We start from the raw sequence: 26,740 nt of genomic DNA on the forward strand, positions 1-26,740 counted from the left end.
GGCCCACAGAGCCAGACCGGTTGCGGATCGACGCCAAAGCCCGCGACGCGGGTTGTGACCCGCCCCACGAGGCCCCAGGCTCGTGCGCATGAGCCTCACCGCCGTCTCCGCCGACCCCCTCTCCTCGGTCGACCTCGTGTTCGAGCGCTCCGACGAGCTCGCCGGCGCCGGTCACGAGCAGGTCGTCTTCTGTCGCGACCGGGCCACCGGCCTGCGCGCGATCATCGCGATCCACGACACCCGGCTCGGCCCGGCCCTCGGCGGCACCCGGTTCTACCCCTACGCCACGGAGACCGCGGCGCTCACCGACGTGCTGCGCCTCTCCCAGGGCATGACCCACAAGGCCGCGGCCGCCGGCATCGCGCTCGGTGGCGGCAAGGCGGTCATCATCGGCGACCCGGCCACCGCCAAGACCCCGGCGCTGCTGGAGGCCTACGGTCGCTTCGTCGACTCCCTCTCCGGCCGCTACTACACCGCCGCCGACGTCGGCACGACCGCGCAGGACCTCGACGTCGTCGCCACCGCGACCCGGTACGTCGTCGGCAGCAACGGCGGCTCCGGGGACAGCGGGTTCTCCACGGCCTACGGCGTGTTCAGCGCGATGCGGGCCGCGGCCGAGCACCAGTGGGGCCCGGACGGGCTGCGCGGCCGGTCCGTGGGCGTCGAGGGGATCGGCAAGGTCGGCACCCACCTGGTCGCCCTGCTCCTCGAGGAGGGTGCCGAGGTCGTGGTCGCGGACGCGTCCGCGGCGGCCCTGGAGCGCGTGCGCGAGGAGCACCCGGCGCTCGCCGTACGGGACGCGGTCGTGGACGCCCCCGTCGACGTCTACGCGCCCTGCGCCCTCGGCGCCACGCTCACGCCGTCGTCGGTCGACGCCATCCGTGCCCGGATCGTGTGCGGCGCCGCCAACAACCAGCTCCTCGACTCCTCCGTGGCCCCGCTCCTCCAGCGGCGCGGCATCACCTGGGTGCCCGACTACGTCGCCAACGCCGGCGGCCTGATCCAGGTCGGCGGGGAGATCTGGGCACGCACGGCCGAGGAGGTGCGCGGCGACGTGGCCCGGATCGCCGACACCGTCCGGGCCATCCTCGCCCGCTCCGAGGAGGCCGGCCGGCTCCCGAGCGAGGTGGCCGCCGACATCGTCGCCGAGCGCCTCGCCGCCGGCCCGGACCGCGCGAGCACCCCGACGACCTCGATGACCCCGACGACCTCGATGACGGAGGCCCGCGCATGACCGAGCTCCTCGACCGCCCGACCAGCGAGCCCGCGCCGTACGACCTCGCCGACCGCTTCCGTCCGTCGGCCCCGCCGACGCTGCTGACCGGCGTCCAGGCGATCGCCCGGCTGCTCGTCGAGCACCGCGCCCTCGACCGTCGCCGCGGGCTGCGCACCGCCTCCTTCGTCTCGGGCTACCAGGGCAGCCCGCTGGGCGGCCTCGACCGGCTCCTCGCCGGGATGCAGGACGTCCTCGACGAGAACGACATCCGGTTCGTCCCCGGCCTCAACGAGGAGCTCGCCGCCACCGCCGTGTGGGGCAGCCAGGTGGACCTGCCCGCCGCCCAGGCGAGGTTCGACGGCGTCACGGGCTTCTGGTACGGCAAGGGTCCGGGCGTGGACCGCGCGACCGACGCCCTGCGCCACGCCAACATGTACGGCGTCAACCGGCGCGGCGGCGCCGTCCTGCTGGTCGGCGACGACCCGGCGTCGAAGTCCTCGACCGTGCCCGCCGTGAGCGAGCGCTCGCTCGCCGCACTCGGCATCCCCGTCCTCTTCCCGCGCAACTCCACCGAGATCGTCACCCTCGGGCTCCATGCCATCGAGATGTCACGCGCCTCGGGCTGCGTGGTCGCGCTCAAGATCGTCGCCGACGTCGCCGACGGCGCCTGGGTGGTCGACGGTGCCGACCTCGACCTGTCCCCGGTGCTCCCGACGATCGACTGGGACGGCCACCCCTACGCCTACACGCAGAGCCCGATCGTGCTGCGCCCCGCGATGATCGTGGGCGCCGAGGCCGAGCTCGTCGGGCCGCGCACCGCGCTGGTCCACGAGTACTCCGCGCGCAACGGACTCAGCGTCACCGAGGTCGACCCGCCGCAGGCACGTCTCGGCCTGGTCGCGTCGGGCAGCTGCTTCGACTCGCTGCGCCAGGCGCTGACCGACCTCGGCGTCACCGACGAGGACCTCGCCGCGGCGGGCGTCCGGGTGCTGCGGCTGGGCATGATGAGCCCGGTCGAGCCGGAGGCCGTGCTCCGCTTCGCCGAGGGTCTCGAGCAGATCGTCGTCGTGGAGGACAAGACGTCCTTCACGGAGATGCAGATCCGGGACCTGCTCTACGGCACCGAGGGCGCCCCCCGCGTCCTCGGGAAGAAGGACGCGACCGGACAGCGGCTCATCCCCGCCGACGGCGAGCTGACCTCGGGCCGCCTGCTCGCGCCGCTTCGGCACGCCCTCGAGGGCTGGCTGACGGTGAGCCCGCCGAAGCCGTCGCGGATCTCGCTGCCGCTGCTGCCGGTCAACCGGTCGGCGTACTTCTGCTCCGGGTGCCCGCACAACCGCTCGACCGTCCTGCCGGAGGGCTCGATGGGCGGCGGCGGCATCGGCTGCCACGCCATGGTGACCATCTCCGACCGCCCGGAGAGCGCCGTCACCGGCGTCACCCAGATGGGCGGCGAGGGCGCGCAGTGGATCGGCCAGGCCTGGTTCACCGACGCACCGCACGTCTTCCAGAACGTCGGCGACGGCACCTACTTCCACTCCGCCCAGCTCGCCGTCCAGGCCTGCATCGCCGCCGGGGTGAACATCACCTACAAGGTGCTCTACAACGACGTCGTCGCGATGACCGGCGCCCAGGACGCCGAGGGCGCGCTCACCGTGCCCCAGCTGACCCACAAGCTGCACACCGAGGGCGTCAAGAAGATCGTCGTCTGCGCCGACGAGCCGAAGCGGCACCGGCGCCGCGACCTGGCTCCCGGCACGCTGCTCTGGGACCGCGACCGGCTCGACGAGGCCCAGCAGATGCTGCGCGAGATCCCCGGCGTGACCGTGCTGATCTACGACCAGCACTGCGCCGCCGACGCGCGGCGCCAGCGCAAGCGCGGTGCGCTCCCGGCGCGCACCCAGCGCGTCCTCATCAACGAGGCGGTGTGCGAGGGCTGCGGCGACTGCGGCGTGAAGAGCAACTGCCTGTCCGTGCAGCCGGTCGAGACCGAGTACGGCCGCAAGACCCGCATCGAGCAGACCTCGTGCAACACCGACTACAGCTGCCTCGACGGCGACTGCCCGTCCTTCGTCACGATCGAGACCGCGCCGCGCTCGCGGCGTACGGCGCGGCGCAGGGCACGCGCCGCGCGGTCCGCCGCGGCCACCCCCGCCCGCAAGGGGTTCCCGGCGCCGCCGGACGTCGAGCCCAGCAGCGCCGAGGAGCGGGTCACCGCCACCCAGAACGTGTTCATGACGGGCATCGGCGGGACCGGCATCGTGACCGTCAACCAGGTGCTGGCGACCGCCGCCCTGCGCGCGGGCTACGAGGTCGAGTCGCTCGACCAGACCGGCCTCAGCCAGAAGGCGGGACCGGTCACCGGTCACCTGCGCTTCGCTGCCGGCGCGCTCGAGCCGGCCAACCGGCTCACCCCCGGCTCGGCGGACTGCTTCCTCGGATTCGACCTGCTCACCCTGGCCGAGGACCGCAACCTCGCCTACGGCGACCCGACCACGACGCGCACGGTGGTGTCGACCAGCCGCACCCCCACGGGCGCCATGGTCCACGACCCGTCGGTGCGCCACCCCGACGAGGCCGACCTGATGGCGCGGGTCCGCACCGCCAGCGTGGAGATGTTCGACTTCGACGCCCTCGAGGCCGCGGACCGGATCTTCGGCAACACCGTGGCCGCGAACTTCCTGCTCGTCGGCGCCGCCTACCAGACCGGCGCGCTGCGCCTGCCGGCCGCCGCGATCGAGGAGGCCATCGAGATCAACGGCACGGCGGTCGCGGCCAATGTCGCGGCCTTCCGCTGGGGACGCGTCGCCGTCACCGATCCCGCCGCCTTCCGCGCCGCCGGCACGTCTCCCGCGACGCGGCCGAACCGGACCGTCCCGGTGCCGGCCTCGGTCGCGACCGCCGGGCTGCAGGGTGAGCTGCTGCGGCTCGTGAGCCGGCGCGCCACCGACCTCGTCGGCTACCAGGACGAGGCGCTGGCCGACTCCTACGTGGACCTCGTCGCGCGGGTCGCCGCCGCCGAGCGGGCGGTGACCGACGAGACCCGGTTCAGTGAGGCCGTCGCCCGGAACCTGTTCAAGCTGACGGCGTACAAGGACGAGTACGAGGTCGCCCGCCTGCTCACGGACCCGGAGTTCCTCGCCTCCGCGGGCGAGTCCTTCCCCGGCGGCACGGTCTCCTTCAAGCTGCACCCGCCGGTGCTGCGGGCGATGGGGCGCGAGAAGAAGATCTCGTTCGGCCCGCGCTCGCACGGCACGCTGAGGGCCCTGGCTCGGATGAAGTCGCTGCGTGGGACGCGCGCCGACGTCTTCGGCTACGCACACCTGCGCAGGGTGGAGCGGGACCTGCGCGACCACTACCGCGCGATGGTCGCCGACCTCGCCGCCGGCCTGAGCGCCGGCGACGGGGCGGGCTACGACCGGGCGGTGCGCCTCGCCGAGCTGCCGGACATGGTCCGCGGGTACGAGAGCGTCAAGCTGCGCAACGTCGAGCAGTACGCAGCGGCGCTGCGCGAGCTCGGCGTCACCCCGCCGGCCACCATCGCCTGACGCCGACCCGGCACCGACCGCTGCGCGCACCCTGGGTGCGCGCAGCGCCCATTTTTGGCGTCCAAGGGTGAATCGTCCGCTTACGCCTGGGTACCTCCGGCGCGGAGGGAGGGTCGGCCGACCCCGCAGGCGATGCGGGAGCGGTCCGGCGCTCCTTTCGCTCGTCTCGGGAACAGTCCACGGTCGTTCGTTCAGCGCGGGTCGTCCGCGCCATGCTCCCTGGGGGTTCCACCATGTCCCGTCCGCCAGTCTCCACGCGTCCCTCGGGACCACGACGCGTGCTCGTCCCGCTCTCCGCCCTGCTCGCCCTCGTCGCCCTGCTGGCGACCCTGTTGGTCGCGGGTCTCGGCGCCCCCGCCTCCGCCGACGCCGGCGGGGTCCCGAACAGCCCCGACACCGCCGGGTCTCCGCCCGCGGACCCCGGCCCGCCCGCCGACAAGCGCCCGCCCCTGCCCGACCAGGCGCAGGTCCCGGACCACGCCCCGGGCCAGGGCCTGCCGGGGGCCGCTGACCAGGACGGCCCCGGCCAGGGTCCGGACGGCCCCCGCCCGCCCGCCGACCCGGGACCGCCCGCCGACGCGGGACCGCCCAGCCACGCGGGTCCGCCGCCGGCCGACGGGCCCGACCCCGTCGTCGGCCTGCCGCCCGGACAGGGCGGGCTGGCTCCGCAGAAGGACCCGCACCGGGTCGTGGTCTGCAAGTACGTCCGCAAGCCGGGAGCAGCCGAGATCTATTCCCACCCGGTGATCGTCGACCACCATGCGCTGCTCGGGAAGGGCTTCAGCGGCACCTTCCCGTTCCCGTTCTCGGACGGTCAGCTCCAGTCGGTGGCGATCCGCTGGGCCGAGAAGGGCGAGCGGGCCCGCGACGTCGCGGACTCCGAGTGCACCGCGCCCGGCGTCGTCCCGCCGGAGGTTCCGCCGGGCGGCGGCGAGAACCCGCCCGCAGGCCAGGTCCTCGGCGTCACCGAGGAGGCGAACCCCGCCGACGCGCGCGCTGCGGCCGTCACCGCGCCCCGCGAGGCGGCGCTCCCGCAGACCGGTGCCTCCGACTCACTGGTCCTGCTCTCGGCCGTCGGTGGGCTGATGCTGCTCGCCGGCGTCGGGCTGGCCACCGCGGCGGTACGGCGGCGACCCGTCGCGTGACCTGTCGACGGGGTGGTCCGGCGGCGAGCTGTCGCCGGGCCACCCCCGACCTCGTGGTCGACAGTCGGTGGCGAAGGACTACCGGATGCGCACCTTGGCGGTCCTGAGCACGACCGGCGCGTAGCCCGGCAGGGTCCAGGTGACCACCGCCCGCACCTTGGTGCCGCGGTAGAGCTTGCTCGCCAGCTTGAGCTTCTTCCCGGTCGCACCGGGGATGGCGCGCTTTCCGAGCAGCCACTGCACCGTGACGGTGGCGCCGGCCGGGGTCGCGGCGGGGAGCACGACCGTGAGCTTCTTGCCGACCTTGGCCTTGCCGGTCAGCGTCGGCTTGCCCGTGACCGCGAGGGCGCCCACGGCGATCGGTGCCGTCGGGACCGAGAGCACCGAGCCGTTCGCATAGCCGGCCTTCGCCGCGGTCACCTCGACCACGAGGGCCCAGCCCACCGCGTTCGCGGGCACGACCAGCGTCCTGCCCGTGCCGATCGGCGTCGTCGAGCCCAGCCGGAACCACCGGTAGGTGGTGCTGTCCGGGGTCACGGACCAGGTGCCGTCCTGCGCGGTCAAGGTCTCCCCGACCCGGGCCGATCCGGCGATGGTGGGTCGGGACGTCATGCTCAGCGCCGGCGCCGCGGCGGCGGGCGCCGTCTGCGGCGAGACCGCGGAGCTGCTCGCATATCCCGGCACGGTGGCCGTGACCTCGACCCACACCCGCTCACCCGCGGCCTCCGCAGGGACGACCAGGGTCTTGCCGGTGCCGATCGGGCTGTCCGAGCCGGTGCGGTACCACTCGTAGGCGAAGTCGTCGGCAGCGGGCATCGGCGACCACGTGCCCGGAGACGCGGTGAGGGTCTTGCCGACCTGCACGGCGCCACCCCCGTTCACGCTCACGTCGGGAGCCGACGTGTTCTCGAGGTCGCCGGGGGCGACCTCGCCCGACGGAGCGGAGGAGGCGACGCCCTTCGCGTGCGTGCTCGCGGTGGCCGTCACCTCGACGGTGAGGGTCTTGCCCAGGGCGCCGGGCGGCACCACGAGGGACTTGGCCGTGCCGATCGGCTCTGTCGAGCCGGACTGGAACCACCGGTACGTGTAGGACTCGGGGGTCGCCGACCAGGTGCCCTCGTCCGCGGTGACGGTGAGTCCCACCTGCGGCTCGCCCGTGACCGACGGCGGCACGTCGTTCTCCAGCGTGGGGAGCCCCACGGGCTCGGAGGGCTCCGAGAACGCGGTGCCCACGGTGTAGCCGGACTTGAGCGCGTTCACCTTGACCGTCAGCGTCTTGCCCGCCGCCCCGGCCGGCACCACGAACGACTTCCCGGTGCCGATCGCCTCGGCCGTGCCGGACTGGAACCACTGGTAGGTGTAGCTCCCGGGCGTCGGCGACCAGGTCCCCTCGGTGGCCTGCACCGTCCCGCCGACCCTCACCTCGCCGGAGATGGTCGGCTTCGCCGTGTTGGTCAGGGTGCCGGCCGTCACCGCTGCCGACGGCTCGGACGTCGCCGTGCTGTTGCTGTGACCTGCCTTCGCCGCCGTGACCTCGACGGTCAACGCCTTGCCCAGAGCACTGGCCGGGACCACGAGCGTGCGCTCGGTGCCGATCGCGGTCGCCGTACCGGCCTGGAACCAGCGGTAGGTGTAGCTGTCCGGCGTGCTGGACCAGGTGCCCTCGGCCGCCTCGACCGTCGCGCCGACCTTGAGCTGGCCCGTGATGGTCGGCTTCGCGGTGTTGCTGAGGCCCGCCGGGGCGACCGCGGACGTCGGGTCGGAGGTGGCGACGCCGCTGGCGTGGCCGGCCTTGGTGGCCGTGACCTCCACGGTCAGGGTGGTGCCCACGGCACCCGCCGGGACGACGAGCTCCTTGCCGGTGCCGATCGGGGTCGCCGTACCCGACTGGAACCAGCGGTAGGTGTAGGCGTCCGGGGTCGCCGACCAGGTGCCCTCGATCGCCTGGACGGTGCTGCCCACCGCGACTGCCCCGGAGACCGTCGGCTTCGCGGTGCTGGTCAGCACGCCCTGGGCCACGTCGGCCGAGGGGGCGGAGATGGCCACGCCCGGTGCGTAGCCCGCCTTCGTGGCGGTGACCTCGACCGTGAGCGCCTTGCCCAGGGCGCCGGCCGGGACCACTAGGTCCTTCTCGGTGCCGATCGGCGTGGCCGTGCCCGCCTGGAACCAGCGGTAGCCGAACGCGTCCGGGGTGACGGACCAGCTGCCCGTGCCGGCGGTGATCTTCTCGCCCACCTGCGGGTCGGCGTCCGCGACGGTCGGTGCCGCGAGGTTCACGACCTCGAGGCCGAGGGTCGCGTCCACGTCGGTCTCGTCGGCCCCGTCGACCACGACGGTGTCGGCGCCGGCGAGGGTCCAGCTGTCGTCGTAGAACTCGTCGGTGAAGGTGCCGTTCGGCGAGGAGAAGCCCACCCGGTAGCTGCCGTCCGGGACGAGGGCGGCGTAGCGGCCCTGGTCGTCGGACGTGGACGTGGTCAGCTCCGTCCACGTCCCGCCCTGCTCGGCGTACACGGTGACCTTCGCGCCGGCGACCGGCTGGTCCGTGCGGTCGGTCAGGGTGCCGGAGACGAGCGACCCCTCCGCGAGGGCGGCGTCGACGCCCGGCGTCGTGGTCGAGGGGCCGGTGACCGTGACGTCGTTGCCCTCCTCGGGGGTGGCGGCGTCGTCGTAGTACTCGGTGAGGTAGCGGCACTCGGCGCCCGTGCACGGCTGCCGGAAGCCGACCCGGTGCGTGCCGGGCGCCGCCGGGAGCGCGTAGTGGCCCTGGGCGTCGGTGAGGGTGACGCCGCCGACCGGCGTCCATTCGGTCTCGCCGCCGGCGGTCTTCGCGTCGAGGGCGAAGACCTGGATCCCGGCCAGAGGCGTGCCGCCGGCATCGGCGGTCACCGTGCCCGTGATGTGCCCGTTCTTCGCGAGCGTGCCGTCGCGCGAGGGGTAGGTGGCCGCGCCGGCGACCACCACGTCGTCGGCGGTCTCGAGGTCGGCGGCCTCCTGCCAGAACTCGGTCTGGTACACGTCCGGGCAGGGGGTCGCCGCACAACCGTCGTCGAAGGCGACCCGGTAGGTCCCGGGCGCGACGTGGAGCGCGTAGACCCCGCTCGCGTCCGCCGTCGTCATCGCGACGTCGTTCCAGGCCGTGCTCGTCCCACCGGTGGCCTTCCGGTACGCCGTGACCCGGGCCCCCGCGACCGGCGCGCCGCCGGCCTGGGCCGTGACGGTGCCGGTGATCTTGGCATTGCGCGCGAGGGCCGCGCTGATGTTGGCGACGGTGCCGCTGTTGCCGACCGTGACGCCGTCGGCCGCCTCGACGGTCGGCTTGTCGTTCCAGAACTCGGCGCGGTAGACCGCGTCGCACGGGCCGCCGTCGGCGCAGGCGTTGTCGAACTCGAAGCGATAGGTGCCGGGGTCGAGGTAGAGCTCGTAGGTGCCGCTGAGGTCCGCGGAGACCGCGCGGCTCCGGACCCAGACGCCGCTCTCGAGCTCGTACGCCCGGACGCGCGCGCCGGCGATCGCGGCCCCGGTGCCCTGGACGGTGACCTTGCCGGTCACCTTGGCGTTGGGGACCATCTTCACGTTGATGCCGGTGCGTCCGGAGGGCCCGAGCACGAGGTTGGTCGCGGAGTCCACCGTCGCCGCGTTGGGGTAGTACACCGCGCGCAGGTGGTCGTCCGGGACGGAGAAGCCGACCCGGTAGGTGCCGGGCTCCGCCCACAGCGTGTAGTTGCCGTTCGCGCTCGTCGTCGTGCTGCTGACGCACTCCCATCGGCTCTGGCCGTCGACGGTGAGATGCTCGTAGAGGCACACGTCGGCACCCGCCACGGCGGTGCTCAGCAGACCCGTGGTGGCCCGACCCTTCACGGTGGCGTTCGGGGTCATCGCGAGGTCGACGCCGCTGGCCGGCGGGACCACCGCGGCGGCGTTGGCCGCGTCGGTGCCGCCGAAGAAGGCCGCTGCGTAGTGGTCGTCCTCGCTCAGCGCGCCGACGTGGTACGTGCCTTCGGGGAGGCTGAAGGAGTACCCGCCGTCAGCGCCGCTGGTGGTCTCCTTGCACGGGTCCCAGGCGCCGTCCTCGTCGCAGTACGCGACGACGGTCATGCCGGCGAGCGGCGTACCCGTCCCGGCTGTCGTCACGGTCCCGCTGACGGTGCCGGCGGCCGCTCGCGCAGCCGGTGCGGTCACGGTCGAGAGCGCGACCAGGCCGGCCAGCGCGAGGGCGGTGCTCAGCACCGCGGTGAGCAGGCGGACGACCGGTCCGCGGGCGCGCGTACGCATCAATCGACTCCCCATAGTCGTGTGCGCCGCCCGTCCGAGAGACACGCGGCTGTCCGGCGGAGGCTAGCGACCGCGGGGCGCCCGTGTCCGGGGAACGGGAAAGAAGATGAGAACGGGTTCTCAAGAACGCGGGGTCACCGGGGCGGGCTCCGGGCGCCCGCGTCAGCCGACGGTCTGGGCCTCGTTGCACTCGGCGCAGCGCCACCACTGCACCAGCACCGTGCCGTCCTCCCGGTATGTCGCCGGGCCCTTGACGTGCTCGGTGACCCGGACGCAGGCGAGGCACTCCAGCCGTCGACGCGGCTGGGAGGGGTCGGCCGCGCCGCCCTGCGCGCCGCGACGGCGCGCGAGCTCCAGCGGCGTCGGAACGGCGGCCTCGTACACGTCTCGACCCTAGGTCCCGGCCACCGTGCCCGCTATCCCGCCAGCGCCGAGTTCGGTGTCCCACCAGCGCACCGCGGTCGGACCGTCGTCCGACCTCAGCCGCGGCGCAGGGTCGCGCTCGGGGTCTCGCCGTAGGCCCTCCGGTAGGCGACCCCGAAGTGGCCCTGATGGCTGAAGCCCCACCGCGCCGCGACCTCGCCGACGGTCGTGCCGTCGCCCGCGACGGCGGCGACGAGCTGGGCACGGACCCGCGCCATCCGGAGCTCACGGAGATAGGCCATCGGCGTCGTGTCGAGGTGCCGGCGGAAGGCGAGCTGCAGCGCGCGGACGCTCACGTGCGCCGCGGCCGCCATCGCCGCCGGCGACACGTCCTCCGCGACGTTCGCCTCGACGTACGCGAGGGCGCGGCGGAGCGCGAGCGGATGGGCGTCACGACTGTCGGCGGCCTGCCCGGCGGCCGCGGCGGTGTTGGGGAACGCGGCGAGCAGCTGGGCCGCGACATAGCGCGACGCCGCGCCGAGGACGAGCGGGTTCGCCGCGCTCACCGGGTCGGCGAGCACGACCTCGTCGAGATGCCCGATCGCCGCGCGCAGCCGGCCCGCGGCCGCGCCGTCGACGGGGCGATGGTGGAGCAGCTCGACGCGGTCGTATCCCTTCGCCGGCAGCGCGACCTGCCCGAGGAGCGCCGGGTCCACCATGGTGATCGTGTACGCAGCGTGGTTGATCGTGCCCGTGTAGCCCCGCTCCGGCGGGGCGAGCGTCAGGAGGTCCCCCGGGCCGAAGGTCGTCGTCGCGGAGCCGTCCGGCCCGTGGTCCTCGACCGCACCCGAGGCGACGTCGCACAGCGCGATGGTCCCGAGCGGGTCGACGTCGTAGGACATCTCGAACCGGAAGTCGAGGTGGTCGATGGTGATCGACGGGGACGCCGAGCGCTCGATCCTGGTGCGGGCCTCGGCGGTCGTGCTGCCGATCCGCATCGGGGCGTAGTGGGCGCTGAGGAACGCCTCGGTCAGCTCGAGCTCGTCGCTCTCGAACCACACCATGCCCAGACCCCCTCGGTCCCGTGACCTCGAGCCTAGCGTGGGGGCTCGCCGTTGTCGCCCGGGGCGCAGGGTGCGCGGTCGTCCCCCGACGGGCGCACCGGACACGTATCCGACGGGCGCGAGCGGGTAGTTGCTCGGGTACGGCGGGCCCCGGAGAAGTGTCGAGGTTACGCACACCGACGAATCTCCGGGACCGCCGACCAGGCGGAGCGTCCGGACGGTCGAGGGGACGCTCGCGCGCCTCCCGACGAGCGGCAGGAGTCACGGGCATGTCCAGCGATGCGAGCCAGCAGGGGCCCGACCAGGCCGCGATCCGTACGGCTCTCGGGGTCGCGGACGAGTTCGCGGCCGAGGCGGAGGCCGAGCGGCGGATCGCCTTCCTGGTCGACTATCTCGAGCGCTCCGGCGCCACGGGCTACGTGCTCGGGATCAGCGGCGGGCTGGACTCCACCGTCGCCGGCCGGCTGGCGAGCATCGCCTGCGCCCGCAGCGGGCGGACGTTCACCGCGATGCGACTGCCCTATGGCACCCAGCAGGACGAGGCGGACGCCCTCGATGCGATCTCCTTCATCGAGCCGGCCGACACGGTCACGGTCGACATCAAGCCCGCGGTCGACGCGCTGCACGAGGCGACGAGCGCGCCCGGCGTGCCCGCCGAGGTCGCCGACTTCGTGAAGGGCAACATCAAGGCCCGGCAGCGGATGGTCGCGCAGTACGCCGTCGCCGGGCGCCTCGGCAGCCTGGTGGTGGGCACCGACCACGCCGCGGAGGCGGTGATGGGCTTCTTCACCAAGCACGGCGACGGCGCGTTCGACGTCGGACCGCTCCTCGGTCTCACCAAGGGCCGGGTCCGGGCGATCGGGCGCGCCCTCGGCGCGCCCCCGCGCCTGGCCGACAAGGTCCCGACCGCCGATCTCGAGGACCTGCGGCCCGCCCTGCCGGACGAGGTCGCCTATGGGGTGACCTACGAGGAGATCGACGCCTACCTGCTCGGCGAGCACGTCAGCGACCGTGCGCGGGAGGTCATCGAGACCGCGTACCGGCGTACCGCCCACAAGCGCTCGCTGCCGCCCGGCCCCTAGGCGGCACGAGGTGTGGGTTGTGGGGGCTCGAGGTGTGAGTTGTGAGCCCCCCAGCACACCCGTCCCGCCCCCGCCGCACTGCCCCGAAGCCCGGATCCACCGAGGAGGACGACGATGACCGCAACGAAGAACGTCGTGGAGCTGCTGACCGACCAGCACCGTCACATCGAGAAGCTCTTCGAGGAGGTGCAGTCCACGACCGACGCCGAGGCCCGGTCCCGTGCCTTCGACGAGCTCCGGCGCATGCTCTCGGTCCACGAGGCCGCGGAGGAGATCGTGACCCACCCCAACGCCATCCGGCACGGCGACGGCGACGTGGTCGAGGCCCGCCAGAAGGAGGAGCACGACGCCAAGCGGCTCCTCGCCTCCCTCGACGGCATGGACACGTCGTCGGCGGAGTTCGAGGCCGGCCTGGAGGAGCTGCGGACGATGGTGCTCGAGCACGCGAGGAACGAGGAGGAGCTGGAGTTCCCGATCCTCCTGGCCGAGGCGTCCCCCGGCGAGCTGGACAAGATGGCCTCGGCGGTCAAGGCGGTGGAGAGGATCGCGCCGACCCATCCCCATCCCGCGGCGGGTGAGTCCGCGACCGTCAACGCGGCCGTCGGGCCCTTGGCGGCGCTCGTCGACAAGGTCCGCGACGCGGCACGTGCCGCCCTGCGCTGAAGCCGCCGTGTACTTCGACAACAGGCCGTGCGAGATCTGCGGCTCCACTGTCGAGCTGCGCCCCCGCGAGCCCGCGACCGGCGGCGAGGGTGCGGAGCGCGACGACGACCACGAACCCGACGCGACCGTCGACGTACGGGTCTGCACGAACGCGGAGTGCCCGAGCAACGCCACCGGCGGGCCCGAGGTGTGAGCAGTGGGGGTTCGAGGTGTGAGTCGTGGCGCCCACAACTCACACCTCACACCCCCTCTTCTCACACCTCGCGGGGACTGCGGACCAGCACCCCATTGCCCGGCGGTACGACGACCGGGCCGGCCGCGCCCCCGAGCGGCACCCGCTCGGAGGTGCTGAAGAGCACCTCGGCCGCGGGGACCTCCCAGTCCCGCTCGCCCAGGTTCAGGTGGACCGCCACCGCGCCCCGGTCGAGGGTGAGCCGACGCAGCGGCTCGTCGAGCGTGGTCGTGCCGAACGCCGGCTCGGTCAGGGCCGGGAGCTCGCGGCGCAGGGCGGCGAGCCGTCGGTAGCCGGCGAGGATCCGGGCGTGTCGGCCGTTGCCGCGCTCGGACCAGTCCAGCCGGCTGCGCTCGAAGGTCGCCGGGTCCTGCGGGTCGAGCACCTCGTCGGGGTCCCAGCCCATCCGCTCGAACTCGGCGAGGCGGCCCTCCGCGGTGGCGGTCGCCAGCTCGGGCTCGGGATGGGAGGTGAAGAAGGCGAAGGGCGTGCTCGCGGCCCATTCCTCGCCCTGGAAGAGCATCGGGGTGAACGGCGACGCCAGGGTGAGGAGCGCGGCGCAGAGCAGCCGCTCGTCGTCCAGGTGCTCCGCGGTGCGGTCGCCGCGCGCCCGGTTGCCCACCTGGTCGTGGTTCTGCGCGCAGACGACCAGGCGCCAGGCAGGCATGTGCGCGGTGTCGACCGGGCGGCCGTGGTCGCGCCCGCGGAAGCTGGAGTGGGTGCCGTCGTGGAAGAACCCGCGGTCGAGGACCTTGGCCAGCGCGCCCAGGTGAGCGAAGTCCTCGTAGTACCCGGTGGTCTCGCCGGTCAGCGCCACGTGCACCGCGTGGTGGAAGTCGTCGCTCCACTGGGCGTCGAGGCCGTACCCACCGCCCTCCCGCGGCGTGACCATCCGGGTGTCGTTGAGGTCGGACTCGGCGATGAGGGTGAGCGGCCGGTTCTGGTGGGCCGACAGCGCGGCGACCTCGACCGCCAGCTGCTCGAGCAGGTGCGTCGCGGAGTCGTCGGAGAGCGCGTGCACGGCGTCGAGCCGCAGTCCGTCCACGTGGTAGTCGCGCAACCACATCAGCGCACTGTCGAGGATGTAGCGGCGCACCTGCGCCGCACCCTCGCCGTCGAGGTTGACCAGGTCGCCCCAGGTGTTGCGGCCGTCCTTGAGATAGGGCCCGAAGCGCGGCAGGTAGTTCCCCGAGGGGCCGAGGTGGTTGTAGACGACGTCCTGGATGACGCCGATGCCCGCCTGGTGGCAGGCGTCGACCAGGCGCTGGTACGCCGCCGGGCCGCCGTACGGCTCGTGCACCGCGGACCACAGCACGCCGTCGTAGCCCCAGTTGTGCACGCCGTTGAACGCGTTGACCGGCATCAGCTCGACGAATCCGACGCCCAGGCTCACCAGGTGGTCGAGCCGGGACGCGACGGCGTCCAGCGTGCCCTCGGGGGTGAAGGTGCCGACATGCAGCTCGTAGATCGTGGCGCCGGCGAGCTGCCGCCCGGTCCACGCGCCGTCGCCCCAGAGGTGAGCGGCCGGGTCGAAGGTGGCCGACAGCCCGTGTGCGCCGTCGGGCTGACGACGCGAGCGCGGGTCGGGCAGCGGCTGCTCGTCGTCGTCGAGCAGGTAGCCGTAGCGGGCGCCGTCGGGCACCGGCCCGGTGTCGGCCGTCCACCAGCCGTCGCCGGTGGCGCGCATCGCGACCACGTCGTCGGCCAGCGCCAGGCGCACCCGCTCGGCCCGCGGGGCCCAGACCTCGAAGCTCATCGGTCCTCCCGGACGAGCAGGGCGACCGGCAGGTCGCGCAGCAGGACGCCGGCCTCGGGCGAGACCGGCCGGTCGGTCAGCAGCTCGCGCCACTCCCCGGGCGGCAGCTCCAGGCGCGTGTCCCGCCATCCACCCGCGCGCTCGAGACCGAGCGGCAGGCGGGTCGCCACGGCGATCGCGCCGCCACGGTCGAAGGCCAGCAGATGGTGGGCGGCCGCGCCCGTCGCGGTCAGCGGCTCGTAGCGGCTGAAGAGGTCCGGCCGGTCCCGGCGCAGCCGCAGCGTCGTCCGTACGACGTGCAGCTTGGCGCGGCCGTCGTCCTCGAGGCCGCTGGGCCGCACCGGGGCTGCCTCGGCGAGCAGGTGGCGCCGCAGCGCGAAGTCGACCGGCCGCCGGTTGTCGGGGTCGACCAGGCTCTGCTCCCACAGCTCGCTGCCCTGGTAGACGTCGGGGACGCCGGGGACGGTCAGGGTCAGCAGCTTGGCCGACAGCGCGTTGCTCCATCCCGGGTCGGCGAGCCGCGTCGCCGCGTCCTCCACCAGCGCCGCGACCGCCGGGTCGTCGTACGCCGCGTCGACGAGGGCGTGCACCGCCTTCTCGTACGACGTGTCGGGGGCCGTCCACGTGGTGCGGTCGCCGGCCTCGCGCATCGCCTTCTCGGCGTACCCGTGCAGACGCTCGCGCTCGAGGGGCCAGGCCCCGACGGCGGCCTGCCAGAGCAGGTTCGCGAAGCCGGGGTCGGGGGCGGGGGCCGCGGCGAGCAGGGCCTCGAGGGTGGCGGACCACCACTCCGGGTCCTCCGCGATCACGCTGATCCGGGCCCGCACGTCCTCGCCCCGCTTGGTGTCGTGGGTGCTCGACGTCGTCATCGCGTGCGGCGCGCTGCTCTGGCGGCGCGCCATCGCCGCATGGAAGGCGTCGGCGGCGAGCGCGAACTGCGCGGGGTCGGCGCCGACCTCGTTGAGCGAGGTGAGCCGGGACCAGCGGTAGAAGGCGCGGTCCTCGACTCCCTTGGCCATGATCATCCCGCTGGTCTGCTGGAAGCGCAGCGACGGCGCGCGCACACGATCGGCCAGCAGGGGCAGCACCCGGTCCAGGGCGTCGGCGAGGTCCGGGCGGTCGGCGCGGACGGCGGCCGCGGCGGCGTCGAGATGATCCCTGCCCTCCGGCAGGTAGCTGCGGTAGACCGGGAACGCCGCGAGCAGCTCGACGAGCACCGCCTCGACCGGCTGCCGCCACGCGGCGTCGGGGACGGTCTCGAGCTCGACGGCGATCTCGCGCGCGATGCGCCGCACCTCCGCGTGCAGGATGGTGTCGGCGACGTGCCGCTTGTTGTCCCGCACGAGCGTGGACCAGGGCGGTACGCCGCCGCGCAGCCGGTCGTCCAGCGCGCTGAGCGGCGCCTCCCCGTCCGGGTCGACCAGGACCCGGTCGACCATCGCGAGCACCTCGTAGCCCGTGGTGCCGGCCGTGTTCCAGCGCGCGGGCAGCTCCTCGCCGGGCTCGAGGATCTTCTCCACGACCACCCAGGCGGAGCCGGTCAGGTCGGCCAGGTCGTCGAGATAGGCCGCCGGGTGGCGCAGGCCGTCCGGGTGGTCGACCCGCAGGCCGTCGACGAGACGCTCGCGGAACCAGCGCGCGATCTCCACGTGGCTGGCCTCGAAGACGTCGCGGTCCTCCACACGGACGCCGGCGAGCGTGTTCACGGCGAAGAAGCGGCGGTAGTCCAGGTCGTCGTCGGCGGCGCGCCAGCTCACCAGCCGGTAGTGCTGGCGCTCGTGCACGTGCTGGGGGTCCTCATCACCGGCGTCGGCGGTGCCGGGCGCGAGCGGGAAGCGGTGGTCGTGGTAGCCGAGCATCCCGTCGACCAGGCGCAGGTTCGCGATGGGGGCCGTCGGGTCCGGCTGGTCGTCGTCACCGAGGACCGGGAGCAGGACCTTGCCCTGCCCGGCCGCCCAGTCGATGTCGAAGAAGCGGGCGAACCGGGAGTCGCGGCCGTGCTTGAGGACGTCCCACCACCAGCCGTTGGTGGCCGGCGACTCCACGCCGACGTGGTTGGGCACCACGTCCACGAGGACTCCCATGCCACGGCGGTGGGCCTCCGCGGACAGGCGGGCCAGGGCGTCCGGGCCGCCGCGGGCCGGGTCGACGCGGGTGGGGTCCACGACGTCGTACCCGTGGTCGCTGCCCGGATGCGCCTCGAGGAGGGGCGAGAGGTAGACCCAGCCGACGCCGAGGTCGTCGAGATACGCCAGCAGCTCGCGCGCGGCGTCGAGGTCGAAGGACGCGCGCACCTGTAGCCGGTAGGTGCTGCTGGGGACGCGGGTCACTGCGCGCTCGCCATCGACGCCACCGACGCGGCCGGACTGACGTCGGCCTCCGGCTCGGGCTCCTGCCACTGCCGCAGGACGACGACGCAGCGGTGCGGCAGGGCGAACGACCCGCCCGCCTCGATCCGGGCCTCCGGGTCGCAGCTGCCGCTCGTGTCGACCACGACCTGCCAGGCGGCGGCGTACTCCTCGTCGGGCAGGGTCACCTCCTGGTCTCCGTCCCCGTTGAGGAGGATCAGGAAGTGGGCGTCGCGGATCGGCTGGCCCTGGCGGTCGCGTCCGGCGATGCCGTCGCCGTTGAGGTACATCCCCAGGGTCCGCAGCTCCTGCCAGTCGCCGTCCTCCATCGGCCGGCCCTCCGGGTGCAGCCACACGATGTCGTTGAGCCGCTCGCCCTCGCCGGCGCGCACCGTCGTACCGGTGAAGAAGCGCTGGCGGCGCAGCGACGGGTGCTCGTGGCGCAGGCGGGTCAGCTCGCTGACGAACTCCGCGAGCGGCCGGTCGACGTGCTCCCAGTCCACCCAGCTCAGCGGCGAGTCCTGGGCATAGGTGTTGTTGTTGCCCTGCTGGGTGCGGCCGAGCTCGTCACCGTGCAGGATCATCGGGACGCCCTGGCTGAGCAGCAGCGTGGCCAGCAGGTTCCGCTGGTCCCGGGCCCGCGCCTCGTTGACGCCGGCGTCGTCGGTCGGCCCCTCGACGCCGTGGTTCCACGAGCGGTTGTCGTCGGCCCCGTCGCGCCCGTCCTCGCCGTTGGCCTCGTTGTGCTTGGCCTCGTAGGACACCAGGTCCCGCAGCGTGAAGCCGTCGTGGGCGGTGACGAAGTTGATGCTCGCGACCGGACGGCGGCCGGTGTGCTCGTAGAGGTCCGCGGAGCCGGCGAGCCGGCTCGCGAGCTCCCCGAGGTTGTGCTCGCCGCGCCAGAAGTCGCGCACGGTGTCGCGGTAGGCGCCGTTCCACTCGGTCCACTGGGGCGGGAAGCCGCCGACCTGGTAGCCGCCCGGGCCCACGTCCCAGGGCTCGGCGATGAGCTTGACCTGGCTGACGACCGGGTCCTGCTGGACGAGCTCGAAGAAGGTCGCCAGCCGGTCGACGTCGTAGAACTCGCGAGCCAGCGCAGAGGCGAGGTCGAAGCGGAAGCCGTCGACGTGCATCTCCGTCACCCAGTAGCGCAGCGAGTCCATGATCAGCTGCAGCGAGTGCGGGTTGCCGGCGTTGAGGGAGTTCCCGGTGCCGGTGTAGTCCATGTAGTACTGCCGGTCGTCGTCGACCAGCCGGTAGTACGCCGGGTTGTCGATGCCCTTGAAGCTGAGCGTGGGGCCGAGGTGGTTGCCCTCCGCGGTGTGGTTGTAGACCACGTCGAGGATGACCTCGATCCCCGCCTCGTGCAGCTCCTTGACCATCGCCTTGAACTCCTGGACCTGCCCACCCGGCGTGCTCCCGGACCCATAGCCCTCGTGGGGAGCGAAGAAGCCGATGGTGTTGTAGCCCCAGTAGTTGCGCAGTCCCCGCTGCAGCAGCACGTCGTCGTGCACGAACTGGTGCACCGGCATCAGCTCGACGGCGGTGACCCCGAGCCCACGCAGGTGCTCGACGACGGAGCGGTGCGCCAGGCCCGCGTAGGTGCCGCGCAGACTCTCCGGTACGTCGGGGTGGGTCGCGGTGAGGCCCTTCACGTGCGCCTCGTAGATCACCGTGTCGGCGTACGGCGTGCGTGGGTGGCGGTCGCCCTCCCAGTCGAAGTACGGGTTGGTGACGACCCCGAGCATCATCCGGTCGAGCGAGTCGTCGTCGTTGCGCGACTCCGGGTCGCCGAAGTCGTAGCCGAACAGGCTCTGGCCCCAGTCGATCTCCCCGACCGTCGCCTTCACGTACGGGTCGAGGAGCAGCTTCGCCGGGTTGCAGCGCAGGCCCTGCGCCGGGTCCCACGGCCCGTGCACGCGGAAGCCGTAGCGCTGGCCCGGCTGCACGCCGGGCAGGTATGCGTGCCAGACGTAGCCGTCGACCTCCGTCAGCTCCACCCGGGTCTCCGTGCGCGCACCGTCGTCGCCCACGTCGACCAGGCAGAGCTCGACGCGCTCGGCCACCTCGCTGAACAGCGCGAAGTTGGTCCCGCTGCCGTCGAAGGTCGCCCCGAGCGGGTACGCCGCCCCCGGCCAGGTCTCCACCACGCCCACCACTCCCACCCTCGTCCGTCGGCTCCTCTGCAGGGGTACCCCCCTGGCGAGGGTTCACCCCACGTGGTGGTCGCCGTCACGCAGGTGCGGACCTGGCCTGCGCGCCCGTCGCCCTCATCCCCGTCGGGCGCTCCTCGCTGCCTCGACCGCTACCTGGTGGAAGCCGCGGGCCATGGGCTCGATGGCGGCCCAGGCCCCGGGCGGCGTACCGGGAAGCTCGCGTCCCGCGTCCCGAACCCGGCCGAGGATGCGCTCGGACGCGGCGTCGACCTCGGCCGTCAGGGCGTCGCGGTCGGCCACCGTGAGGACACCGCCCTGCTTGACGACCTGGCCGTCGACGATCACGGTCTGCACGTCGGCGGCCGACGTCTGGAACACCAGCGTCGCGTACGGGTCGACGCGGGGGTGCTGCTCCAGGGCCCCGCCACCGACGAGGATGAGGTCGGCGCGCTTGCCCGGCGAGAGGGAGCCGACCTTGTCGCCGAGGCCCATCGCCTCGGCGGCGTTGACCGTGCTCCACCGCAGCGCCTCGCGGGCGGTGGTCACGACGTTGTCGGGCATCCTCCCGGCGAGGTTGGTCGCCTGGGCCGCGTCGGCGCGGGCGGCGGAGAGACCGAACCGCAGCTCGTGCCACAGGTCGCCGCTGTTGAGGGAGATGACGTCCGCGGAGAGCGTGGGAGCGATCCCGTGCTGGCGGCAGCGCTCGAAGACGGGACGGCCGAAGCCCATGTTGAGCTCGGTCTGGCTCGAGATCGAGACCTTCCCACCGGTGCGGGCCAGCGCCTCCCACTCGGCGTCCCCGAAGGTCGTGCAGTGCACGTGGACCATGTCGGGACCGAGCAGGCCGAGGGCCTCCATCTCCAGGATGCCCGTGGCGAGGACGCTGCCGAAGACGCAGCCGGCGTGGTTGACCAGGAGGGCCTGGCGCTCGCGTGCGGCCGCGAGCTCGTCGACCGAGTGCTCCCACGGCAGGCCGAAGATCTCGGAGAGGGAGACACCCAGGGTGACCCGCCCGTCCGAGCCGAAGTAGGTGTCGGCGATGCGATGGAAGTCCTTGATGCGTGCGGCGTGGTCGCCGAACCTGGTGTCCTCCGGCGCGCTCTCGAAGAACCCGTAGCAGAACGCGGCACGGATCCCCGCGTCGAGAAGGCCCTGCACGGCTCCGTCGGCGTGCTCGGGGGTGTTGTTGCAGTGGGAGAAGTCGAGGATGGTCGTCACCCCGGCGTTGAGGGCGTCGATGGCGCCGTACCTGTTGCCGAGGCGGACGTCGTCGGGGGTGTACGCCGGGGAGATGCCGAGGCGGATCCCGAAGTAGTAGTCGCCGAGCGTCCAGTCGCCGCAGATCCCGCGGACGAGCGACTGCCAGGTGTGCCGATGGGTGTCGATGAGACCCGGAAGGACGAGGTGGCCGGTCGCGTCGACGACCTCGGCGTCGGTGACGCCGAGCGAGGGACCGACGGCGACGATGACGCCGTCCTCGATCAGCACCTCGCCCGACGCGAGGTCGCCGAGATCGGGATCCATCGTCAACACGTGGCCGTTGCGGACCAGGGTGCGCTGCTTGCTCAAGATGACCTCCGACACGTGGGTGGGATCCGAAGCATCCCCGTCCCGCCGGTGCGGATCATCAGCCAGATCGGTTGCGATCGCCGCCGCGAAGGCGAGTACCGTACGAGGGTCGAGGAACTGAGGATGCGCGATGGACGTCCGGTCTCTGCGGTACGCACTCACGTTGGCTGAGGAGCTGCACTTCGGCCGGGCAGCGGCCGCCCACTACATCGCCGCCCAGCCGTTCGGACGCCGCATCCGGCAGCTCGAGCAGGAGCTGGGCACCAGGCTGTTCGAGCGCACCAGCCGACGCGTCGAGCTGACCGATGCCGGTGAGCGGTTCCTGCCCCGCGCGCGGCGTGTGCTGGCCGACCTGGACGCGCTCATGGAGGCGGCCGAGGGCGACCGCGGCGAACCGGTCCTGCGCCTGGGCGTCCTCGGCTTCGGACTGGCCGACCGGTGGGCCTCGACCCGCGCGCTGCTGGAGCAGCGCCTCCCCGGGGTGGAGCTGTCCTACGTGGAGCTCGACTGGTCCACCCAGTACGACGCCGTCCGCACGGGCGAGGTCGACGTGGCGATCCTGCAGGACCTCGGTGGCGCCGAGGACCTGCTGGTCGAACCGGCCCTCCACACCCAGCGCTGCGCCGTGGTGCCCTGGGACTCCGAGCTCGCCGCTGCCGAGCGGCTCTCGCCCTCGGACGTGATGGACCGCGTGTTCGTGAGCCTCGTCGGACAGCCGGGGCTGGCCGCCTGGAGCGGCACGCGCCCCTCCTCGGGGTCAGTCGAGGTCCGCTCCCCTGCCAGCATCCCTACGGCCGTGGCGATGACGGGCCTGATCGGCATCCACGGCGAGCCCGCCGTCCGCTTCCTCCCCCACCCGCACGTCCGCTACCTGCCGCTGGACGGGCCGCCCGCGGTGGTGGCGATCGCAACGCGCCCTCGCGACCGACGCGAGCTCGTTGCCGCGTTCCGGGCTGCGGTGCGCGGCAGTGCCACGGTCGAGCAGCTGACGGCCGGCAGCTGACCGCCCCGCCCGCACCCGCGCCCTTCGAAACGCAGAAACCCCCGCCGGACTGCGCCGGGCGGGGGTTCCAGGGTCGCGCCTCCGAGGTCCGGAAGCGGGCTGCGCGCCTGTAGGGATTCGAACCCCAAACCTTCTGATCCGTAGTCAGATGCTCTATCCGTTGAGCTACAGGCGCCCGTCGCCGTGGCGACCGCACGAGAATAGCCGAGGCGGTGCGCAGATGCCGAATCACGGACGCCACCGGGAGTGTGGGGCGTGTGGAAGCATGGCGCCATGACCTCGTACGAGCCTGCGGATCGGGCACTCTTCGAGGAGGAGGCGACCGCCCTCTACGAGCAGGTCCTGGCCGAGGGCGGGCTCCCGGCGGACGACCCGCGGCTGGTCGAGGGGTCGTCGGTACGACGGGCCTTCGACCTGCTGGTCGACCTCGGGTTGTTGCAGCTCGACGCCTCGCGGCAGACCTGGCGGCCGCTGGAGCCGAGCAACGCCCAGTCCCGAGTGGTGACGCCGCTCGGCAACGAGGGCGCGCGGCTGCTCGAGGAGTCGGCGCGCTGGGCCTCGGCGTTCGCGCACCTGGCGCAGAGCTGGCGCCGCTCGCCCGCGGCGAGCGAGTCCGGTCCCTTCCTCTACCTGCACGGGGAGGCGATCAGCCCCTATCTCAGCACGCTGGTCAGCGAGGCCCAGGAGGAGCTGCTGACCGCGCAGCCCCAGGCCACGCGCAGCGCCAAGTCCGTCGCGGAGGCCGCCGCCCGCGACGTCGCCGCGCTCCAGCGGGGCCTGGCGATGCGCACGCTCTACCAGCACAGCGCCCGGCGTCACCCGGCCACGCACAAGTACGTCGCCACGGTGACCGAGCACGGCGCCGAGGTCCGCACCCTGGACGAGTTCTTCAACCGGATGATCGTGGTCGACCGCCGGGTCGCCCTGATCCCCGCCGCCGACAGCCTGGCGACCGCGGTCGTCGTACGCGAGCCCGCGATCGTCGCCTATCTCGTCGACGTCTTCGAGCGGGCGTTCGCCCGGGGGCGCCCGTTCGCGAGCTCGGGGCACAGCGTGACGAAGGAGATCGCCTCGGAGCAGCGGTCGATGACGATCCGGATGCTCATCGAGGGCCATGCCGACGCGGTCAGCGCCAAGCGCCTCGGCGTCAGTCCCCGCACCTATGCGGGCTACGTGGCCGAGCTGAAGGAGGAGTACGACGCGGAGACCCGCTTCCAGCTCGGCTACACCATGGGCACGTTGGGCATCGCCGGTCAGGACGCCGACGACCCGGCGTCCTGACCGGCGAGGCCCGTCACGAAGCCGGGCTCAGCGCTGCGAGCTGGTGACCACGCGCCAGCTCCAGCCGGTGTCGGCCTCGGCCGCGGTCGGGAGCGCGACGATGCCCGCGGTCGTGATGACTGCGGCCAGTGCGAATGCGGACTTGCGAGCGAGCTTCTTCATAGCTTTCCCCTCACTGGTGGGCGGCCGAGAACCAACCCTCCGGGTACCCGAGCCGCTGGCGTCCACCCCCTGTCGACGCCGAGCACCATCTTTCCCCACGGCGGCCGAATAAGCGAGACCCCCGGCCGCGGACGACCGGGGGTCTCGTGCACCTCGGCGGAGGCGGAGGGATTTGAACCCTCGATGGGGTTGTAGCCCCAAACCCGCTTAGCAGGCGGGCGCCATAGACCAGACTAGGCGACGCCTCCTCCACCGGGCCGGTCGCAGACCGGCCAGCGTGAGCCAAGGCTACAAGCACCGCGCGGGCACGTCCCAATCGGCCCCGCGCGCCCGGCGGTGTGCGGCGGGGCCTTCAGCGGGCGGCGCGCCGCAGGTACTCGCGTACGTCGCGCGCGAAGTCGTCCTTGTCGGCGGCGACCAGCTGCACCGGGATCGTCGTGCTCCGGCCGTCGCGCAGGCGCAGGACCAGGCAGTCGATCCCCGAGGGAGCCGCGGCGACCGCGTCCTCGACCTCGCTCCAGCGGGCGTCGGTGACCCCGGCGGCCCGGACCATCCGGACCTGGTAGCCGGCGTCGGTCAGGCGCACGACGACCAGCCGGGAGCGCAGCCACCAGGACAGTCCGATCAGGCCCAGGATGCCGATGCCGAGGACGAGCACCAGCAGGTCGGCGTTGAGGTCCGCGGCGACGACCACCGCGGTCGCGACCAGCAGCACCAGAGCGAGCACGACGAGATAGGCGCCGACGAAGCGGGCCATCACCGGCGGGGCGAGACGGTAGTCGGTGACCCGGTTCGGCTGCGTGGCACTCACCGGCGCATTGTCCACCGCCCGGCGCGGGGCGGCCAAAGCGGCGCGAGCCCCGCCACTAGACTCGGCTCTCGTCCGGGCGGCGCGCCGCGTCGTACCGATCGGGAGAGATGCCGGAGTGGCCGATCGGAGCCGCCTTGAAAGCGGCCGTAGGGAGACCTACCGCGGGTTCGAATCCCGCTCTCTCCGCCAGCCGCCCTTCCGCGCGCAGCGCGTCACAGGAGCGGCTCGAAGCGGCGCGGCTCGGGCCGGACGGCGGCCGCCTGCTCCGCCACCCGGCTGCGCCGGCCGCGCTGGCCGGTCAGGGCCAGGTCGAGGCGGATGAGCAGCCAGCCGAGGACCAGTCCGACGACCAGCCCGTAGACGACCGAGAGGGCGGCCTCGGTCACCGAGACGGCCGGGTTGGCGAGAGCGGTCGCGGTGGGCGAGGTGGCGGCCACGCCGAAGGCGCACACCCACCAGCCCTGGCGGCGGCGGGCCCGCATGTGGCAGCCGTAGGCCAGCGCCGGGACGCCCAGGACGGTCTCGATCGGTCGCGGGAAGGCGCCGAGGGTGTCCCGGCTCCAGGCGACCCACTCCAGGAGCTGGTCGACCAGGCCGGTGGAGCCGTAGCGGCGCAGGAGCTCGGCGTAGAGCAGGGTCGCGGCGAGCACGACCGCCCCGATCCCGACGATGACCAGGCCGCGGCGCCCGAGGCCGTGGAAGCCGGCGCCGAGACGGTAGACCAGCACGATCGCGCCGACGAAGGCCAGGCCGAGGGCGACGTACTCGAAGCGCTCCTTGTGGATCGCGGGCTCGAAGCCGACGGTGGCCATCGCGCCGACACCGGCGACGCAGAGGGCGATGACGCACTCGCGCGCGGCCGTCGCGGTCCGGGCCGACGGCAGCGTGATCATCACACCGAGCACCGCGGCCACCGCCGACGTGCCGACGGCGGCGCCGGCCAGCAGGAGGTCGTTCTCGCTGGCCACCGCGGCCACGCCGCAGACCAGGGTGAGCGGAGCGAAGACGAGCGGCCGCCCGCCGGTCCGGGCGGCCAGGCCCCAGGTGTAGGCGGTGGCGATGGCGATCGCCCCGGCCGTCCCCAGCCAGTCGGGCCCGACCGGCACCATCGCGCAGACCAGCGCGGCGGTGGCCAGCGCGACCAGGGCGAACCAGATGACCAGCGGTGCCCGCGAGGCCCCGAACTCGCCGATGCGCTGCTCGAGCGGGATGCGGGAGGGGGCGCTGGACACGGAGAGCGAGCCTACATTCGGCGGTTGGCGAGGGACGGATTGACCCGACGGGCCTCCTCGAGCGCGGCCCGCTCGACCACGGCCCGGACCACCTCCGGATGCTCCGGGCTGCCGGGTCCCGCCTCGGCGACGACCTCCCCGAAGGGGTCCAGCACCATCGAGTGCCCGCTGTACCTGTCGGCCGGCTGGCCGACGGCGGCGACATAGACGGTGTTCTCGATGGCCCGCGCCGCCAGCAGGGTGCGCCAGTGGCGGACCTTGCCCGGACCCGCCACCCAGGCCGCCGGGAGGACGAGGAGCTCGGCGCCGCGGTCGACCAGGGCCCGGGCCAGCTCGGGGAAGCGCAGGTCGTAGCAGGTCATCAGCCCGACCTTCCAGCCGCGCACGTCCACGACGACCGGCTCGAGCGGCCCGGCCGTCAGCCGGTCCGACTCCCGGTAGCCGAAGGAGTCGTAGAGATGCACCTTCCGGTACGACGCCTCGGCGGCGCCCCGCACCAGCAGCGTGTTGTACGGCCGCTCGGGGTCGGGCCCCCGCTCGAACATGCCGGCCACGACGGTGGTGGCGTGCGCCGCCGCGGCCTGGGCGACCGCCGTACCGAACGGTCCGTCGACCGGCTCGGCGTCCGCGCTGACGTCGGAGCCGGCGGGGCCGAAGTCACGGGCGAACGCCTCGGGGAAGACCACCAGGTCGGCGGGCGTGTCCGGGCCGGCCGCCTCAGCGGCCAACCGGCCGAGCGCGTCGCGGTTGACCGCCGGATCGAGGGCTGACGCGGCCTGCACGAGGGCGAGCCGGAGGGTGGGGGTCGTCACGGTGTCAGCCTAGGGATGCTTTGGG

The 26,740-nt window shown here is 73.4% G+C and carries 19 protein-coding genes and 3 tRNA genes; 9 read left to right on the forward strand and 13 right to left on the reverse strand.

Translation table 11 applies throughout. The annotated features are described in order from the left end of the window. Nucleotides 1-88: 88 nt before the first annotated feature. The 3 genes from ACJ5H2_RS19970 (at nt 89) to ACJ5H2_RS19980 (ending at nt 5,909) form a co-directional block, all read left to right on the forward strand. Complete coding sequence (locus ACJ5H2_RS19970) at nt 89-1,234, forward strand: Leu/Phe/Val dehydrogenase (RefSeq protein WP_408897187.1); 1,146 nt, start codon at nt 89-91, stop codon at nt 1,232-1,234. After that, complete coding sequence (locus tag ACJ5H2_RS19975; RefSeq protein WP_408897188.1) at nt 1,231-4,764, forward strand: indolepyruvate ferredoxin oxidoreductase family protein; 3,534 nt, start codon at nt 1,231-1,233, stop codon at nt 4,762-4,764. Before ACJ5H2_RS19970 ends, ACJ5H2_RS19975 begins: the two co-directional genes overlap by 4 nt. 233 nt (nt 4,765-4,997) lie before the next feature. Next, on the forward strand, nt 4,998-5,909 hold the full coding sequence (locus tag ACJ5H2_RS19980) for an LPXTG cell wall anchor domain-containing protein (RefSeq protein ID WP_408897189.1): 912 nt from the start codon (nt 4,998-5,000) through the stop codon (nt 5,907-5,909). A gap of 78 nt (nt 5,910-5,987) precedes the next feature. Here ACJ5H2_RS19980 and ACJ5H2_RS19985 read toward each other — a convergent pair whose 3' ends face one another. The 3 genes from ACJ5H2_RS19985 to ACJ5H2_RS19995 all read right to left on the reverse strand — a co-directional run bounded on the left by ACJ5H2_RS19985 (nt 5,988) and on the right by ACJ5H2_RS19995 (nt 11,608). Then, nucleotides 5,988-10,181 carry a carboxypeptidase regulatory-like domain-containing protein gene (locus ACJ5H2_RS19985; RefSeq protein ID WP_408897190.1) on the reverse strand — a complete coding sequence of 1,398 codons (4,194 nt, stop codon included), beginning with the start codon at nt 10,179-10,181 and terminating at the stop codon, nt 5,988-5,990. A 162-nt stretch (nt 10,182-10,343) separates the two neighbouring features. After that, complete coding sequence (locus tag ACJ5H2_RS19990; protein WP_408897191.1) at nt 10,344-10,565, reverse strand: hypothetical protein; 222 nt, start codon at nt 10,563-10,565, stop codon at nt 10,344-10,346. Nucleotides 10,566-10,660: 95 nt separating this feature from the next. Next, entirely contained in the window at nt 10,661-11,608 is a 948-nt protein-coding gene (locus ACJ5H2_RS19995) for a helix-turn-helix domain-containing protein (protein WP_408897192.1), read from the reverse strand. Between the two features lie 269 nt (nt 11,609-11,877). On the opposite strand from ACJ5H2_RS19995, the gene nadE reads away from it, so the two are divergent. From nadE to ACJ5H2_RS20010, 3 genes are all read left to right on the forward strand, one after another. Then, nucleotides 11,878-12,690: an ammonia-dependent NAD(+) synthetase gene (gene nadE / locus ACJ5H2_RS20000; RefSeq protein WP_408897193.1), complete on the forward strand. Its 813-nt coding sequence runs from the start codon at nt 11,878-11,880 to the stop codon at nt 12,688-12,690. A 114-nt stretch (nt 12,691-12,804) separates the two neighbouring features. Further along, the gene (locus tag ACJ5H2_RS20005) at nt 12,805-13,353 is read left to right on the forward strand and encodes a hemerythrin domain-containing protein (protein WP_408897194.1); all 549 of its coding nucleotides are present in this window, start codon (nt 12,805-12,807) and stop codon (nt 13,351-13,353) included. Nucleotides 13,354-13,360: 7 nt separating this feature from the next. Then, nucleotides 13,361-13,546 (forward strand): hypothetical protein, encoded by a 186-nt coding sequence (locus ACJ5H2_RS20010; RefSeq protein ID WP_408897195.1) that lies wholly within the window; start codon nt 13,361-13,363, stop codon nt 13,544-13,546. Between the two features lie 61 nt (nt 13,547-13,607). On the opposite strand, the gene treZ is transcribed toward ACJ5H2_RS20010, so the two are convergent. From treZ to ACJ5H2_RS20030, 4 genes are all read right to left on the reverse strand, one after another. After that, nucleotides 13,608-15,341 carry a malto-oligosyltrehalose trehalohydrolase gene (treZ, locus tag ACJ5H2_RS20015; RefSeq protein ID WP_408897196.1) on the reverse strand — a complete coding sequence of 578 codons (1,734 nt, stop codon included), beginning with the start codon at nt 15,339-15,341 and terminating at the stop codon, nt 13,608-13,610. Beyond that, complete coding sequence (gene treY / locus ACJ5H2_RS20020) at nt 15,338-17,671, reverse strand: malto-oligosyltrehalose synthase (RefSeq protein WP_408897197.1); 2,334 nt, start codon at nt 17,669-17,671, stop codon at nt 15,338-15,340. The genes treZ and treY overlap by 4 nt, the downstream gene beginning before the upstream one ends. After that, entirely contained in the window at nt 17,668-19,836 is a 2,169-nt protein-coding gene (glgX, locus tag ACJ5H2_RS20025; RefSeq protein ID WP_408899655.1) for a glycogen debranching protein GlgX, read from the reverse strand. The genes treY and glgX overlap by 4 nt, the downstream gene beginning before the upstream one ends. Nucleotides 19,837-19,959: 123 nt before the next feature. Then, entirely contained in the window at nt 19,960-21,414 is a 1,455-nt protein-coding gene (locus ACJ5H2_RS20030; RefSeq protein ID WP_408897198.1) for an amidohydrolase family protein, read from the reverse strand. Between the two features lie 130 nt (nt 21,415-21,544). Here ACJ5H2_RS20030 and ACJ5H2_RS20035 point away from each other — a divergent pair, with 130 nt between their 5' ends. Beyond that, nucleotides 21,545-22,417, forward strand: a complete 873-nt coding sequence (locus ACJ5H2_RS20035; protein WP_408897199.1) for a LysR family transcriptional regulator — start codon at nt 21,545-21,547, stop codon at nt 22,415-22,417. A 102-nt stretch (nt 22,418-22,519) separates the two neighbouring features. Here ACJ5H2_RS20035 and ACJ5H2_RS20040 read toward each other — a convergent pair. Further along, nucleotides 22,520-22,592 (reverse strand) — tRNA-Arg (locus tag ACJ5H2_RS20040). A gap of 98 nt (nt 22,593-22,690) precedes the next feature. Here ACJ5H2_RS20040 and ACJ5H2_RS20045 point away from each other — a divergent pair. Next, the gene (locus tag ACJ5H2_RS20045) at nt 22,691-23,698 is read left to right on the forward strand and encodes a LuxR family transcriptional regulator (protein WP_408897200.1); all 1,008 of its coding nucleotides are present in this window, start codon (nt 22,691-22,693) and stop codon (nt 23,696-23,698) included. A 27-nt stretch (nt 23,699-23,725) separates the two neighbouring features. Here the strand turns inward: ACJ5H2_RS20045 and ACJ5H2_RS20050 are convergent, their stop codons facing one another. The 3 genes from ACJ5H2_RS20050 to ACJ5H2_RS20060 all read right to left on the reverse strand — a co-directional run bounded on the left by ACJ5H2_RS20050 (nt 23,726) and on the right by ACJ5H2_RS20060 (nt 24,671). Continuing rightward, the gene (locus tag ACJ5H2_RS20050) at nt 23,726-23,860 is read right to left on the reverse strand and encodes a hypothetical protein (protein ID WP_408897201.1); all 135 of its coding nucleotides are present in this window, start codon (nt 23,858-23,860) and stop codon (nt 23,726-23,728) included. 157 nt (nt 23,861-24,017) lie between these two features. Then, a tRNA-Ser gene (locus ACJ5H2_RS20055) sits at nt 24,018-24,108 on the reverse strand. A gap of 104 nt (nt 24,109-24,212) precedes the next feature. After that, on the reverse strand, nt 24,213-24,671 hold the full coding sequence (locus ACJ5H2_RS20060; RefSeq protein WP_408897202.1) for a hypothetical protein: 459 nt from the start codon (nt 24,669-24,671) through the stop codon (nt 24,213-24,215). Between the two features lie 101 nt (nt 24,672-24,772). Here ACJ5H2_RS20060 and ACJ5H2_RS20065 point away from each other — a divergent pair. After that, nucleotides 24,773-24,860, forward strand: a tRNA-Ser gene (locus ACJ5H2_RS20065). Nucleotides 24,861-24,883: 23 nt separating this feature from the next. Here the strand turns inward: ACJ5H2_RS20065 and ACJ5H2_RS20070 are convergent. Together ACJ5H2_RS20070 and ACJ5H2_RS20075 are read right to left on the reverse strand one after the other, a co-directional pair. Continuing rightward, the gene (locus ACJ5H2_RS20070) at nt 24,884-25,903 is read right to left on the reverse strand and encodes a hypothetical protein (protein ID WP_408897203.1); all 1,020 of its coding nucleotides are present in this window, start codon (nt 25,901-25,903) and stop codon (nt 24,884-24,886) included. An 11-nt stretch (nt 25,904-25,914) separates the two neighbouring features. Then, nucleotides 25,915-26,715, reverse strand: coding sequence for a carbon-nitrogen hydrolase family protein (locus tag ACJ5H2_RS20075; protein WP_408897204.1), 801 nt, complete (start codon nt 26,713-26,715; stop codon nt 25,915-25,917). Nucleotides 26,716-26,740: the final 25 nt, after the last annotated feature.

This window comes from Nocardioides pymetrozini (assembly GCF_046058985.1).
GTDB lineage: Bacteria > Actinomycetota > Actinomycetes > Propionibacteriales > Nocardioidaceae > Nocardioides.

Bases quoted from the DNA above. Each gene is read 5' to 3' on its own strand.
- ACJ5H2_RS20050 (WP_408897201.1), bottom strand. From the start codon at position 23,860: ATGAAGAAGCTCGCTCGCAAGTCCGCATTCGCACTGGCCGCAGTCATC.
- ACJ5H2_RS20045 (WP_408897200.1), top strand. From the start codon at position 22,691: ATGACCTCGTACGAGCCTGCGGATCGGGCACTCTTCGAGGAGGAGGCG.
- ACJ5H2_RS19995 (WP_408897192.1), bottom strand. From the start codon at position 11,608: ATGGTGTGGTTCGAGAGCGACGAGCTCGAGCTGACCGAGGCGTTCCTC.
- ACJ5H2_RS19970 (WP_408897187.1), top strand. From the start codon at position 89: ATGAGCCTCACCGCCGTCTCCGCCGACCCCCTCTCCTCGGTCGACCTC.
- ACJ5H2_RS19985 (WP_408897190.1), bottom strand. From the start codon at position 10,181: ATGCGTACGCGCGCCCGCGGACCGGTCGTCCGCCTGCTCACCGCGGTG.
- ACJ5H2_RS19975 (WP_408897188.1), top strand. From the start codon at position 1,231: ATGACCGAGCTCCTCGACCGCCCGACCAGCGAGCCCGCGCCGTACGAC.
- ACJ5H2_RS20035 (WP_408897199.1), top strand. From the start codon at position 21,545: ATGGACGTCCGGTCTCTGCGGTACGCACTCACGTTGGCTGAGGAGCTG.
- ACJ5H2_RS19980 (WP_408897189.1), top strand. From the start codon at position 4,998: ATGTCCCGTCCGCCAGTCTCCACGCGTCCCTCGGGACCACGACGCGTG.
- treZ (WP_408897196.1), bottom strand. From the start codon at position 15,341: ATGAGCTTCGAGGTCTGGGCCCCGCGGGCCGAGCGGGTGCGCCTGGCG.
- nadE (WP_408897193.1), top strand. From the start codon at position 11,878: ATGTCCAGCGATGCGAGCCAGCAGGGGCCCGACCAGGCCGCGATCCGT.
- ACJ5H2_RS20005 (WP_408897194.1), top strand. From the start codon at position 12,805: ATGACCGCAACGAAGAACGTCGTGGAGCTGCTGACCGACCAGCACCGT.